This window comes from Paraburkholderia sp. EG304 (genome assembly GCF_046543485.1).
In the GTDB taxonomy this organism is placed as follows: Bacteria; Pseudomonadota; Gammaproteobacteria; order Burkholderiales; family Burkholderiaceae; genus Paraburkholderia; species Paraburkholderia youngii.
Window position 1 is genome coordinate 34,829 of the sequence record NZ_JBKGUA010000035.1, and the last position, 13,336, is coordinate 48,164.

The window sequence follows — 13,336 nt, forward strand, 5'->3', positions numbered from 1 at the left end:
CTTCTCCTGAGGAAATGGCGCGACGAGGCCGCGCGTTCTGTGCTGAGGGCTGCTTCGGGCCGCTTATCGGCCGATCGCGTAGGCCTGCATCTGACGCGGCGTGGCCGCGCCTCGCATCAAACCGTTGCGGATCGCGACCGCGCAGACCCGGCCGAGCGCCCACGGCTCCGCAACGGTGAGATCGTGGCCGCGCGCGCGCAGTTCGGCGAGCGTACTGTCCGGAAAGCGCGACTCGGCGGATATCTTGCCGAGCGGCATCGCGCGGGGATAGAACGAGCCGGGGAAGTGCGCGGTCTGGAACGACGGCGCATCGGCGGCGGCCTGGAAGTTCATGCCGCCATGGACGTGCTTGAGGAACAGTTGCAGCGACCACTGATCCTGCTGGTCGCCGCCCGGCGTGCCGAAGGCTGCGTACGGCTTGCCGTCGCGCGTGACGAGCGTCGGCGACAGCGTGGTGCGCGGGCGGCGGCCCGGGCCGAGTGACGAAGGCAGGCCCTCTTCCATCCAGAACATCTGCGCGCGCGTGGTCACGTTGAAGCCGAGACCCGGCACCGCCGGCGATGCCTGCAGCCAGCCGCCCGACGGCGTAGCCGACACCATGTTGCCCCAGCGGTCGACCACGTCGAGATGCACGGTGTCGCCGCGCAATTCGGGCAGCGGCGCGAAGGTCGGCTCACCCTGACCGAAGCCGCCGGCCTGCTCGCGCCCGGCGTTCGCGACGATGCGCGCGGCGCGTTGCTCGCTGTCGCCGAGCAGCCCGGGGCGGAATTCGAGCGACGCGCGGCGCGGATCGATGAGGCGGCGCCGCTCGTCGTTGTATGCGTCGCTGAGCAGCATGTCCATCGGCACATGGGAAAACGCCGGGTCGCCGTAGAACACTTCGCGATCGGCGAATGCGAGTTTCGAGCACTCGATCACCGTGTGCACGAAATCGGGTCCGAGGGGGTTCATCGCGCCGAGATCGAAGCCCTTCAGCAGCGCGAGCTGTTGCAGGAACATCGGGCCCTGGCCCCACGGGCCGGTTTTGTGCACGCGCAGGCCCGCGTAGTCGTACGACACCGGGTCTTCGTAGGTCGGCTCCCAGCGCGCGAGATCGCCTGCATCGAGCAGGCCGCTGTTGCGCAGGCCCGAGGTATCGAGTACGGCGGTCGAACGGAAGTACTGGTCGATCGCGTCGGCGACGAAGCCGCGATAGAAGGCATCGCGCGCGCGTTCGCACTGCTCGGCGCGATCGCTGCGCGTGTTCGCCTCACGCAGGATGCGCTTGTAGGTTTCGGCGATCGCCGGATTCGCGAACAACTGGTTCGGCATCGGCGCCTCGCCGTTGCGCAGCCATTGCTCGGCGGAGGTCGTCCATTCGGTGCGAAAGAAGTCCTGAATCGCGAGAATCGACGATGCCATGCGCGGCAGCACTGGATAGCCGTTTTCCGCGTAGCCGATCGCATAGCTCAGCACGTCTTCGAGCGGCAACTGGCCATAGTCGCGCAGCAGCGCCATCCACGCGCCGAACGCGCCCGGCACGACCGCGGGCAGCAGGCCCGTGCCCGGCACCACGTCGAGCCCCATCTTGCGCATCCGCTCGATGGTCATGCGCGCGGGCGTCACGCCCTGTCCGCACAGCACGCGCACGCGTTCTTCGCGCGCACTGTAGAACACCACCGGCAGTTCGCCACCCGGACCGTTCAGATGCGGCTCGACGATCTGCAGGACGAAGCCGGCGGCGGCGGCGGCGTCGAACGCATTGCCGCCTTTTTCGAGGACCGCCATCGCCGATGCGCTCGCGAGCCAGTGCGTCGAGGCCACCATGCCGAACGTGCCGATCAGTTCTGGACGGGTTGTAAACGACATGCGCAACTCCTTGGCGACGACGGGTCCGAATGAGTGAACCAATGCTTAATGGTTCGACTGGAGAAAATGAAAGCGTAAGTCTAACGAAGCCGGGTTGCACCCGGTGTTAACCCTCGAGCTGCGAGCCAGTATAGCGGATCAAAAATCACTGGGTGCTGCCGTGTCAAGTCGTTGCTATTTTGGTATCGTTGAGACCAATACACATTGGTTCATTGAATGACATGGAACAAACGGTACTGGCTGCGCTGCTCGACTACATCGCCGGCCATCAGTTGAAGGACGGTGACGCGCTGCCGCCCGAACGAAAGCTCGCCGAAGAACTGGACGTGAGCCGCCGCGAGTTGCGCGCGGCGCTCGCTTCACTCGAGGCGTCGGGGCGCGTGTGGCGCGGCGTCGGACGCGGTACCTATCTGGGCGCGCGGCCGCTGAAGTTTGCGCCGACGCTGCGCGGCTTGCGCGCAGGTACCAGTCCCGCGGATATCGCCGAAATGCGGCTGCTGTTCGAGCCGGCGTTGGCGGCGCTGGCCGCTACGAAAGCGAGTGGTGACGATCTGCAGGAGCTGGAGAAGTGCGCACGCAAAAATGCCGCCGCGAAAAACGACGAAGAGTGGCAGCAATGGGATCATCGCTTTCATTTGCTGATCGGACATGCCACGCGTAATCCCGCGTTGATCGCTTTGATGGAGGTGATCAACGGCATGCGGGTGAAGCCGGAGGTTCGTGAGAAAACTTCCGCGCAGGAGACGCGGCAGTTTTTCGCGCAACAGCATCAGGCGATCGTCAATGCGCTGAAAGCGCGCGATTCGGACGCGGCCGCGCAATGCATGCGCGAGCATCTGCTGAGCGTGCAGTGGCGTGCGTCGGCGAAGACCGATGCAGCGGCGGTGCGGCGTGCGTGAGCTTGCCGTGGTGCCGCGCGTCGGTCATGCGATGACGGAGCTTACTGCGCAAGCTTCCGGTTCAACCGGCGCATGCCGTCGAAAACCGCATCGGCCACGTCCAGTGGAAAGTCGGCGGGCAGTTGCGACGAGACGGTGTCGATCACCGTCTCCGTTTGCGCGCTCAACTGATCGATCAGCGCCTCGACATCGGTGGCGGAAAAGCCCACGCGTTGTCCTTCGGCCACCCAATGCCGGCGCTGGATCTGATTGAGCAGGTAGTGGACGTTCTTGCCGCGGACCGCCATCGCCAGTTTCACTTTTTGCGCCGCGAGACGTCCCGCACCGCTTCCGATGATCGGATGCGCGGACAGCACGTCGTAAAGCGGCGTGGCTTCGTAGCGATTGCCGGGCAGATGCGCGATGCTGAAATTCTTCGCGTGGCCATCGGTCGCGGCGAGCAGCCAGAAAACCAGCTGCGTCGCGAAGAAGTTGCGGCGGTCCGTCGTTGCACGTGCGGAGCCCGCCAGTATCTCCATGATCGCCTCGATGCCCGGTCCGCCGTCGGACTCGTACTTGTGCAGCGCCGACGTGCCAGTGGCCTGACACATGTCCTCTTGCGGCAGACGCACGATCCACGTGGCGTCGCTCGACAGACGCCGATCGAAGCGCTCGACGATCAATACCTTCTGCTCGTCGAATCGCGCGATTTCACAACGCGCGACCGGGAGCCCGTAGGCCGCGACGATCCGCGAGCACAGCCATTCGTTTTCCACCGACGTGCGCATATCGGCGCGCATGTTGCCGACGAGCCCGAGCGGCAGCTTGAATATATGCGTGGTCGGCGTGCTGCCTTCGGGCAGCAGCCAGCGGTTGCGATAACGGAGCAGCGCGGTTTTTTCCTGCGCACCGGCGATCGACAGACGCAGGTCTTCGAGCGGATCGTGCTGCCCGAGCGGCGCCGCCGACGTCGTGCCGCGTAGCAGCGCCGCGATGTCGCTGTCGCTGAGTTCGCGGCCGTGGATGCTCGTCAGGTCGCTCGGCTCTTCGTCCGGCGGCAGCAGTTGCAAGGCACCGACGCAGTCGCGCCCGAGCGTGGTGAGCAACGCAAACGGCGCGGTGCTGCCGGTCCGGTAGCGCGCGGCGATGCGGCGCCGGATCGGTTCGCTGTCGGGCAGCAGGTTGTCGAAATAGTCGGCGACGATCTGGCCGCGATACGGCTGATTGCCCGGGGTGAACGGCAGCGACAGCGATAGCGGGCGTCCTTGCGGATCGTCGATCCATTTGTCGGCATAGGTCAGGCGTTCGCCGCTGCGTGTCGTTTCCCATGTGCCGACCCGCAGGCCGTTCATCCATAGGTTCAGACGGTTCGGTGTGTTGCGCGCCATGCTTACCAGTCCTCCCGTTTCTTGCTGGCGCCGGCAGCTTTGGTTGCCTTGGCAGGCTTGACCGCTTTGGGCTTTTGGGAGGTGCTGGCGGGTTTGGCCGCTTTGGCGCCGCTGCTCGATGCCTGGGCTGCGGCGCGGTCGCTGGCATCACCGGCCGATGTCGTCGCCGCGCGGTGCGCCGCACCTTGCGCGCGTGTGGCGCGTTTGGCGTTGCCTTTTGCCGCGGCCGGCGCGGCGTCTTCCACGGCCACCTTTTGCGTCGATCCGCTCTGCGTGAGCTTCAGATCGACCTGCAAGACCCGTAACACCCTGAAGAGCCGTTCGACGCTGACGGCCGCCGGATTTGCTTCGAGTTGCGCGTAGGTCTGTTGCGTGACGCCGAGATGGGCGGCCATCGCGGTTTGAGTGAGCCCGGCGGCCTTCCTGAAGCCCTGCAGGATCGGTCTGAGCTGGCTCAGTGTCTTGATGGCGTAGTCCACGGTGGATCTCCGGTTCGGCTGCGGCGGCGTAACAGGCCAAAACCTGTAAATTGCGGATACAGTCTATACCCTGTATTTCGTAAATACAAGCTAAAGACTGTTAATGGTGGGGCACGGAGATATTTGAAACGCTGTCCTCTCTCGCTGGTCATCACGCAACTAACGGTCAACCGCGCACCACCACCCACTTCGCTGCTGCGCAGCCAACCGCCGCAAGGAAAGTGTGATCGACCGGAACCCGTTAGCCGACAGACGACGGCGTGAAATCCGCTGGGTCACCGATAAGATGATGGACAAACGCATCAATAAAAAACGAACGTAATGCCAGAACAAGCGTCTCGAACGTAAATCGACAGATTCACATCGTTTTCAATTAACGCGATCTAATCAGGAAGCCGAATATTCACGACAGGAAGAAGAAACTGTGTTCGGATTGCGTGGAAAGAACACTGAATGGACATCGATAAAAAATCGCCAGCAATATCACCGCGCTCGATCGAGGGAAGGATAACCGATGAATGTTGACGCGAATTGCATCGCGCCCTTCGCTCGTAGAATGAGATTTGACACAACTTTCACGCGGCGTGCATCGAGCGGAAATGAGCTTGGAAATTGCAGAAAAGGCTGTAGACTCTATAGCGTGTGTTACGCGGCGATGTCAACGCCGTTTCAATCGTTGCGCGCACACAGCATGTGTGCAAATCACTCCAATCCGTCACGAGATTTTCTGCCATCAAGGTGTCTATTCGCTGATAAGACTCAACGCTAATAGACCCTGAACCGGCGAACCACGCCGACCGATGAACCTGAAAGGAGAATCGACGATACCCACAGATCACTCTTTCAAATAACGCGATCGACACCGCCGGATGCGGTCGCTGGCCGGCCGCTGGAGAACATAACTTCCCTGGAGTATGTGATGGCAAGCAAACCACAATGGCGAACGCTGTTATCTGTGACTTTTCTGTCGCTGGCAATGATGGGCAACGTCGCGCGTGCGGAAAACATTCCAATCGTCACGGGCCAGCAATGGATGCAGTCGACCGATGAGCAGAAGAAAGCGTATCTGGTCGGTATCTCGAATGTGATTGACATCGAGCGGGCCTATGCTGGCAACACGGCGAACAGCAATGACATCGCGCAGCGCTTCGGCAAGGGCATGCAAGGCCAGACGCTCGACAGCGTGCGTCAAGGCCTCGATAGCTACTACGCGGCCAATCCCACGATGATCCAGCACCCGGTGATCGAGACTCTCTGGTTCCAGATGGTCGTGCCCGGCCTGAAGAAAAATCAATAAGGAGAACGATCATGAAACGACTTGGGTGGATCGTTAGTATTGGCGCGCTGGCTGCGATGATCGGTTGCACGGACATGAGCCCGCGGACGCAGGGAACGATAGGCGGCGCGGCACTCGGCGCGGGCGCCGGTGCGGGTATCGCGGCGATCTCCGGCGGCGACGCGTGGACCGGCGCGATCATCGGCGGTGCGGCGGGCGGCGTGGCCGGCAATATCCGCGGCCGTTAGTCATTGCCAGCGAGCAGGCAGGGCCGGGGCGCGACGCGGGTCGCGTCCCGGCTTTTCGTTATTGAAGCGAACGGCCCGATGATTTGGCCGTGATGGGCAGCCCGTAGGCGTCGGGCGAAGCGACTTCGGAAGCGTCGCTGAAGGACTCTTCTTGCGATCACCCGCGTCTGGCATACCTTGCCTCCCCAGCACGCCGCTTCGTCGATGCCGCGCCGCGCGCTCGGACGACAAAGTTTGAACCGCTGATTAAAAGCCCTTAGGATATCCACACCGAAGCCGTCCCGATGACGGCATGCGCACACCACGCAGAGAGCAGCCTGCGCGCGGTGCAACCTTCATCTCATCAAGAGAACACGAATGCTGCGCACGTCGCTGAAGGTAATAAAGATAAGTGCATGGGTTCTGGTGCTGCTGGCGGTGCTCGCATTGGGGCTACGCGCGTGGTATTCGCAGCGCGGGCCGGAGCTGTCGGTATGGCACACCTATGTGCCGCGCGAAATGACCGTCGAGGAAATGGACACCGCCGACTGGAACGCGTACGTCAAGGCGGAAAACCGGATTTTCGAGGACGTGCGCGCCAATGTCGTCGATAAGATCCGGCCGTCGGAGCGCATTTCGGCGAACCGTTATTACGAGGGCTCGCCGATTTTTCCGTGGCATTTCGCCGAAAACTGGAATCGCTCGTACATTCTCGAACCGTCGGGGCCACCCGTCGGCGCTGTCGTGCTGCTGCACGGCATGACGGATGCGCCGTACAGCATGCGGCATATCGCGCGTCGATATCGCGATCGCGGTTTCGTCGCGATCGGCATCCGCTTGCCGGGACATGGCACGGTGCCGGCGGGGCTCACCGACGTGCACTGGAAGGACTGGACCGCGGCCACGCGGCTCGCGGTACGCGAAGCGCGACGTCGCGTGGGGCCGGACAAGCCGATCGAGCTGGTCGGGTTTTCGAACGGCGGCGCGCTTGCGCTGCAATATGCGCTCGACGCGATCGAGAATCCCGCGCTCGCGCGTCCGACGCGCGTCGTGCTGATCTCGCCGATGATCGGCGTTACACGCTACGCGCGCTTTGCCGGTCTCGCCGGATTGCCCGCGGTGCTGCCGGCCTTTGCGCGCGCCGCGTGGCTCGGTATCGTGCCGGAGTTCAACCCGTTCAAGTACAACTCGTTTCCAGTGAATGGCGCGCGGCAGTCCTATCTCCTCACGAGCGTGATTCAGGAACAGATTGCGCGGCTCGAGCGCGAGAACCGGCTCGATTCGTTGCCGCCAATTCTGACGTTCCAGTCGGTGACGGATTTCACGGTCAGCACGCCCGCGGTGATGTCGTTGCTCTACGACAAGCTGCCTGAGAACGGCAGCGAAGTCGTGCTGTTCGACGTTAACCGCAGCGTGCGCTTCAGGACCTTCCTACGCAACGCGTCGTACACGGCGCTCTCGCGACTGTTGCGCATCGGTCCGCAGAACTATCGCACCACGGTGATCGCCAACGTGTCGCCGGATTCGGCGCATACTGTCGAGCGCAGCGTTTATGCGGGAGAAGTGCAAACGCGCGTCAAGCCGCTGGACATCGATTATCCGCAGGATATTTTCTCGTTGTCGCACGTCGCGATTCCTTTCCCGATCACCGACGCGCTGTACGGCATCGCGCCGGACGATTCGGAGAACTTCAACGAGAACCTCGGCACGCTCGCGCCGCGCGGCGAACGCGGCACGCTGATTCTGACGCTCGATTCGATGTTCCGCATCGCGTCGAATCCGTTCTTCCCGTATCTGCTGCAGCGGATCGACGAAGGCATCGGCAAGATGCCGCCGCCGGTGGTCAAGTCACCGCCGCGCACGCACGAAACGGCGGGCGGTCCACCCGACGATTTCGCGGCGGACCTGAACGCGCTGGGGGAGGTAGACTCGGACGAACCTTGAGGTGTGGATCGCCGTCTGCTTTTTCGCGCGAAGAGCGACGTTACGGCTGATACGACGAATCGACGATCGTCCACAGCGCCGCTTTTGGCTTCAGGTTCGCATCGAACGGCAGCGGCAGGTTGTTGCGGGGCACCGGCGTCGACGTCAGCCACGTGTGCTTGTCGGAGTAGCCCCAGAACGTCACCGCCTTGATGCTTGGCTCCTGCTGGAATAGAGCGAACACCGCGCGATAACGCTCGGCCTGCGCACGCATGATGTCGTTCGGAACCGGATGGCCGAGGTCCGGCAGACATGCGTGCGGATTGCTCCAGCATTCTCCCGGATCGGTATAGAGGCTCACGTCGAGTTCGGTCACCTGGTTTTCTAGGCCTAGCGCGGCGACGTCGTCGAATGCCTGCTTGATGTTCGGCAGCGGCGGCCAGTTCACGCTGATGTGCATCTGATGCCCGACACCGTCGATCGGCACGCCCTGCGCGCGCAAATCGCGGATCACGGCGAGCAGCTTTGCGCGCTTGCGCGGATCGTCGGTGGTGTACTCGTTGATATAGAGCTTCACGTCCGGGTCCGCCGCGCGCGCCGCGCGGAACGCGATTGCGATGTAGTCCTTGCCGAGAGCGCGATACCACGGACTGTCTTCGCGATACACCTGATGTGGATCGTCGCTGATCACTTCGTTGACCACGTCCCACGCATAGACCTTGCCTCGGAAGTGTGTGACGACGTCGGTTATATATCGATCGAGCCGCTTCGCGACGATGTCGTGGTAGTGCGGATCTTTCGGATCGCCGGCGAAGAACCAGTCCGGCGCCTCGGTCCAGTCGCCGGCCTTGAAGTGCCACACGAGCGTATGGCCGCGCACTGCAATGCCGTGCGCCTCAGCGAACGCGACGATTCTGTCGGCCGGCACGAAGTTGTACTTGCCTTGCGCGACGCCGATCGTGCCCGGCTTCATCTTGTTCTCGGCGGTCAGGCTCGAGAACTGAGCGGCGATCAGCGTCGCGTCGGCCGGACTGTCGATCGAATCGGGTTCGATCGCCGCGCCGACCTTGAAGTGGGCGGCCATCACACTGCGCAGCGGCGGCAGCGCTTCAGCGGGCGCCGCGGCGAGCGGCGGGCCATCATGAGCGACGGCCGCCTGGTTGAGCGCGCAGCCTGCGGTGCATGCGAGCGTACAAATGCTGACGGCTGCGCACAGCATGCGCATCGAGGTCCGTAAACGACGCACTCCTGGTCTCCTGTGAGGAAATGCCGGTTCGGCTGCTTTTCTAACCACTTATAACGTTATCGGTAACAATGACGATGTTAAGCAGCGTCCCGCGTCCCCGCTATGAGGGATTTACCCGACAGATCAACGAAATGACGGAGGGTGGACAAGCGTGGAGTCGACCGGTTCGACCCGGCGGCCGATGAAAGCGCTTTCAGATAGGGGTGCACGAACCGCCCGCGCGCCTGACCGTGCGAAACAGGACGCCAGTCACTCAATCCGACTGGCGGAACAGGAAAACGGAATCCCCTAACGCGCGGGGTCTGCTTCAATCGACGTCCGCGCGCCGCGATTCAGTTCGATCTCAATGCCCGTTCAACGAGCCACCGTCGGGCGTGAGCCGGTTGTCCACCGAGGTGACACCGGGCACCGACATCGCAGCCCGTTCGGCACGCGCGACATGCTCCCGCTCGGGCACAAATCCGAGCAGCATGATTTGCCCCGAGTGGGCAAAGACAAACACATGTGACATCCCGACGCCGCTGTGCGCCTCCGCAACCCGCACGCTATGAGCGAGTTGTTGGTCGGTGGCTTGCGAATCCTGAGCATGGGCGATCGGCGCGATTGCGCCTGAAATCAGCAACGCGAGAGTAGAAACAAGGGTTGTTTTCACGATACCTCCTTATTAAATGCCAAGGTGTGCCGGCAAAATCCGCCGGCAAATCTTCCGGTCCGACTCCATGCGAGGCCTCGGAAGTGCATTGGACAAAACCCCCTCTTTCACTGCTTGCGTCGCGGTTATCGCGGTTGCGCGTCGAGGTTTGGCCAGTCGGGGCGTTGGGCGGTCAAGCCGTCGCCCGCAGAAAAGTTCGCAAGGGCAGCGTGTTCGAGCGCGACGTCGCAGGGGCGGCGTGGCGGGGAACAGCGAGAGCCGAGGGATGGGAGCTGGTTGGAGCGTTCGTGACGGAGCGCGAGAGCCAGACGGATGCGCTGACAATCCCGCACTCAGCCTGCTATGCGGCTGAGCCCGGCTCGTTGCCCGGCATCGTATGCATTGATGATAGTCGGTAATGTCCGCCGCTGCTGACTGCTCCAAGGCAAGTTCGTCAAGCGCAAACCGTCAATGCAAGCGCGCCGGGTCGTTGCATCTTCGCAACAACGAACGCGAGATTCTTCTTGCATTCGAGCGCGTTCTCCTTGTTAAGCGAGCGCTGAGCGACGCGCGAGACGGATTCACGCATCGTTACGGTTCGTGAATTCAAACGGATTTCCGACGCTTGTGACCATCACCTAATGGTCACAAAGCAGGGTGCTACTTCGGGATCGGGCGGCGCGCAACTGTTATCGATAACAGCGTTTTCCCTGAGCCGTTAGTTCGATGCGCGGCGCAAGGTCATCCCTATAATCGCCTCGAAATGTGATGCGAATACGAAGCGAACATTTCGGCAAGAGGGGAAACGTGTGAGAACGCGTGCGTCCTGTGCGGCTTGGAGACGCCAAAATATATATAGGATATCTAAATGAAGAAGAAGCTTATTGCTGTGGCTGTGATGGCAGCCGCGACGACGGTGGCTCATGCGCAGAGCAGCGTCACCCTGTATGGCCGTATCGACAACGGCATCCAGTTTGAAACCGGCCTTCCGGGCGGCCACGCATGGTCAGCCCAAAGCGGTGACTGGGGTTGCTCGTGGTTCGGCCTCATCGGCTCCGAAGATCTCGGCGGTGGCACGAAGACGATCTTTCAGTTGGAGGGGCAACTCAATACGATGACTGGTGCATCGGCGGGCAATCTGTTCGGCCGCCACGCAACGGTGGGCTTTACGAACGACAGCTGGGGTCTGTTCAAGATCGGTAACCTCGGCGCCGGCGAACTGGCGCAAGACAGCTGGGGCACCGACCCGCAGGTGATGCAGCGCTACGCGATCTCGACCCTGGTCCGCGGCCGTAACTGGACGAGCACCAGCAACGGCGCGGAGTACAACTCGCCGGTGCTGTTCGGCGGCCTCGTGCTGAAGGGCCAGTATTCGCTGACCAACAACACGAGCTGGAACTCGGCACCGGTCAACGCGGCGGGTGTGCCGACCGGCCAGGGGCGTACGAACGCGGTTGAGGGCGTCTATACGTGGGGCTCGGGCGACTTCCGGGTGATCTACGACGAAGTGCGCGGCGCCAACGGCTCGTTCAACAACGTGTACTCCGCTTCGCGCGACATTCTCGTCGGCGGTAGCTACGTGATCGGTCCGGTCAAGCTGTACGCGGGCTATCAGCACCTGAGCGCGCCTGACGCAACCAACGCGAGCGTCGGCGTGACCGATGCGTCGCAGCCGCTCGGCGTGAGCGCACCGACCAGCGTGAACCACGAATGGTTCGGCGCCGCATGGCAGGTCACGGCACCCACGCTCTTGACGGCAGCGGTCTACCACGCGAACGCGAACAACGGCAACGGCAACGCGACGCTGTTCACGCTCGCCGGCACCTACGCGTTGTCGAAGCGCACGTTCCTGTACACGGAAGCCGGCTATGTGCACAACAGCTCGACGTCGAACCTGAACCTCGGCAACGGGCCGTACGGCAACAACAACTTCAATCCGGTGACGGGCACGTCGTCGAACAGCAACCCGAACTATGGTCATAGCCAGACTGGCGTCTTCGCCGGGATCATGCATTCGTTCTGAGTTGAGGTTGCCTGACCAGCAATCGTAGTGATCTCTTTGTTTCAAGGACTGTTTATTTCTCTTTCATAGAGAGGCCGGTGCGACGCCTCCTCCACCCTCGTCGCATCGGCTGCTTTTTCTCTTTATTCGATTTCATCATCGGACGGACTGCGTTTCTTCCTATCTGAAAGCGCTTTCATCACAGGATTCAGGCAGAACTCATGACCCACGACGGCTCGAACGACAACCCCGGCGCGCCCAAGGTACCCAACGTGACGCTCGAGGCCATCGCGCGCGCGGCCGGTGTTTCTCCGAGCACCGTATCGCGGATCCTGAACGGTTCTGCGCGCGTGCTTCCCGCCAAGCAGCAGGCGGTGGAGGAGGCAATCGCGCGTTTCAACTATCGGCCGAACGTGCTCGCGCGCAGTCTCGCGAGCGGCCGGACCGAAACGATCGGCGTATTGACACAGGCGGTGTCGAGTCCGTTTTACGCCGAGTGGCTACGAGGTATCGAAGAGTCGCTGTCCGAGCCGGGCTTTACGCCGATCTTCGTGAGCAGCCGATGGAACATCGCCGACGAAAAGGCGCGCCTCGAGCAGTTCATCGCCCGGCGTGTCGACGGAATCATCCTGCTGCACGCGCAACTCGATGAGTCGACGTTGACCGACTACTCGCGGCACGCACCGATGCTCGTATTGGGCCGCTCGGTGCAGAACAGCGCGACGCTCGCGGGCCTGCCGATCGACAACATGCAGGGCGCTCGCGACGCGACCCACCATCTGATCGAGCAAGGCCATCGCGAGATCGCCTTCATCGCCGGGCCGGCCAGTCACGAGGATGCGATCGAGCGTCTCGTCGGCTACCGGACCGCGCTCGAGGAAGCGGGCATCGGCTTCGATGCCGACCTCGTCGAGCAGGGCGATTACCTCGAAACGGGCGGCGTCGCCGCGATGGAGCGGCTGATGGCGCGCCATCCATCGTTCAGCGCCGTATTCTGCGCAAACGATCAGACCGCCTACGGCGCGCGCCTCGCGATGTTCCGCCGCGGCGTGCGGGTGCCGGACGACGTGTCGCTGGTCGGCTTCGACGACCTGCCGACTTCGTCGTACATGACGCCGCCGTTGACGACGGTTCGCCAGCCGACTTATGAAATCGGCCGACTCGCCGCGCAGGGCATCGTGCAGATGATCCGCAAGCAGTCGATCGCGCTCAGCCCGATTCCGCTCACGCTCGTGACGCGTGAAACCACGCGTCGAATCACGCCGCCGGTAGAGCAGGGGGATACGCATGCGTAGCGGCTTTTTTTCGTCGAGACGTGAAAGCGCTTTCAGATATCGGCAGTCAAGCAGAGATTCGCAGCACATTCAGCACCAAGCAAAGCAGCACCAAGCAAAGCAGCACCAAGCAAAGCAGCAACAAAGACAACAGGGGAAGTAGG

General features: G+C 62.5%; 11 protein-coding genes. 6 read left to right on the forward strand and 5 right to left on the reverse strand.

From position 1 onward, the window contains the following. Positions 1 to 63 precede the first annotated feature (63 nt). On the reverse strand, positions 64 to 1,848 hold the full coding sequence (locus ACLFKU_RS30590) for a gamma-glutamyltransferase family protein (protein ID WP_410851596.1): 1,785 nt from the start codon (positions 1,846 to 1,848) through the stop codon (positions 64 to 66). Between the two features lie 221 nt (positions 1,849 to 2,069). Between ACLFKU_RS30590 and ACLFKU_RS30595 the strand changes: the two genes are divergently transcribed. Beyond that, positions 2,070 to 2,747, forward strand: a complete 678-nt coding sequence (locus ACLFKU_RS30595) for a FadR/GntR family transcriptional regulator (RefSeq protein ID WP_368582630.1) — start codon at positions 2,070 to 2,072, stop codon at positions 2,745 to 2,747. Between the two features lie 41 nt (positions 2,748 to 2,788). Here ACLFKU_RS30595 and ACLFKU_RS30600 read toward each other — a convergent pair whose 3' ends face one another. After that, the gene (locus tag ACLFKU_RS30600; RefSeq protein WP_410851597.1) at positions 2,789 to 4,114 is read right to left on the reverse strand and encodes a type II toxin-antitoxin system HipA family toxin; all 1,326 of its coding nucleotides are present in this window, start codon (positions 4,112 to 4,114) and stop codon (positions 2,789 to 2,791) included. 2 nt (positions 4,115 to 4,116) lie between these two features. After that, complete coding sequence (locus tag ACLFKU_RS30605; protein WP_410851598.1) at positions 4,117 to 4,593, reverse strand: helix-turn-helix transcriptional regulator; 477 nt, start codon at positions 4,591 to 4,593, stop codon at positions 4,117 to 4,119. Positions 4,594 to 5,512: 919 nt separating this feature from the next. Between ACLFKU_RS30605 and ACLFKU_RS30610 the strand changes: the two genes are divergently transcribed. The 3 genes from ACLFKU_RS30610 to ACLFKU_RS30620 all read left to right on the forward strand — a co-directional run bounded on the left by ACLFKU_RS30610 (position 5,513) and on the right by ACLFKU_RS30620 (position 8,040). After that, on the forward strand, positions 5,513 to 5,890 hold the full coding sequence (locus ACLFKU_RS30610) for a hypothetical protein (RefSeq protein WP_176121532.1): 378 nt from the start codon (positions 5,513 to 5,515) through the stop codon (positions 5,888 to 5,890). An 11-nt stretch (positions 5,891 to 5,901) separates the two neighbouring features. Then, entirely contained in the window at positions 5,902 to 6,117 is a 216-nt protein-coding gene (locus ACLFKU_RS30615; protein WP_018433676.1) for a hypothetical protein, read from the forward strand. A gap of 357 nt (positions 6,118 to 6,474) precedes the next feature. Further along, on the forward strand, positions 6,475 to 8,040 hold the full coding sequence (locus ACLFKU_RS30620; protein ID WP_368582633.1) for an alpha/beta hydrolase: 1,566 nt from the start codon (positions 6,475 to 6,477) through the stop codon (positions 8,038 to 8,040). Between the two features lie 40 nt (positions 8,041 to 8,080). Here ACLFKU_RS30620 and ACLFKU_RS30625 read toward each other — a convergent pair whose 3' ends face one another. Both ACLFKU_RS30625 and ACLFKU_RS30630 read right to left on the reverse strand, forming a co-directional pair. After that, complete coding sequence (locus ACLFKU_RS30625) at positions 8,081 to 9,265, reverse strand: endo-1,4-beta-xylanase (protein ID WP_410851599.1); 1,185 nt, start codon at positions 9,263 to 9,265, stop codon at positions 8,081 to 8,083. 343 nt (positions 9,266 to 9,608) lie between these two features. Continuing rightward, positions 9,609 to 9,917 carry a BON domain-containing protein gene (locus ACLFKU_RS30630; protein WP_368582635.1) on the reverse strand — a complete coding sequence of 103 codons (309 nt, stop codon included), beginning with the start codon at positions 9,915 to 9,917 and terminating at the stop codon, positions 9,609 to 9,611. An 847-nt stretch (positions 9,918 to 10,764) separates the two neighbouring features. Here ACLFKU_RS30630 and ACLFKU_RS30635 point away from each other — a divergent pair. Continuing rightward, positions 10,765 to 11,919, forward strand: coding sequence for a porin (locus tag ACLFKU_RS30635; protein WP_013093939.1), 1,155 nt, complete (start codon positions 10,765 to 10,767; stop codon positions 11,917 to 11,919). A gap of 200 nt (positions 11,920 to 12,119) precedes the next feature. Further along, positions 12,120 to 13,193: a LacI family DNA-binding transcriptional regulator gene (locus tag ACLFKU_RS30640; RefSeq protein ID WP_368582636.1), complete on the forward strand. Its 1,074-nt coding sequence runs from the start codon at positions 12,120 to 12,122 to the stop codon at positions 13,191 to 13,193. Positions 13,194 to 13,336 lie beyond the last annotated feature (143 nt).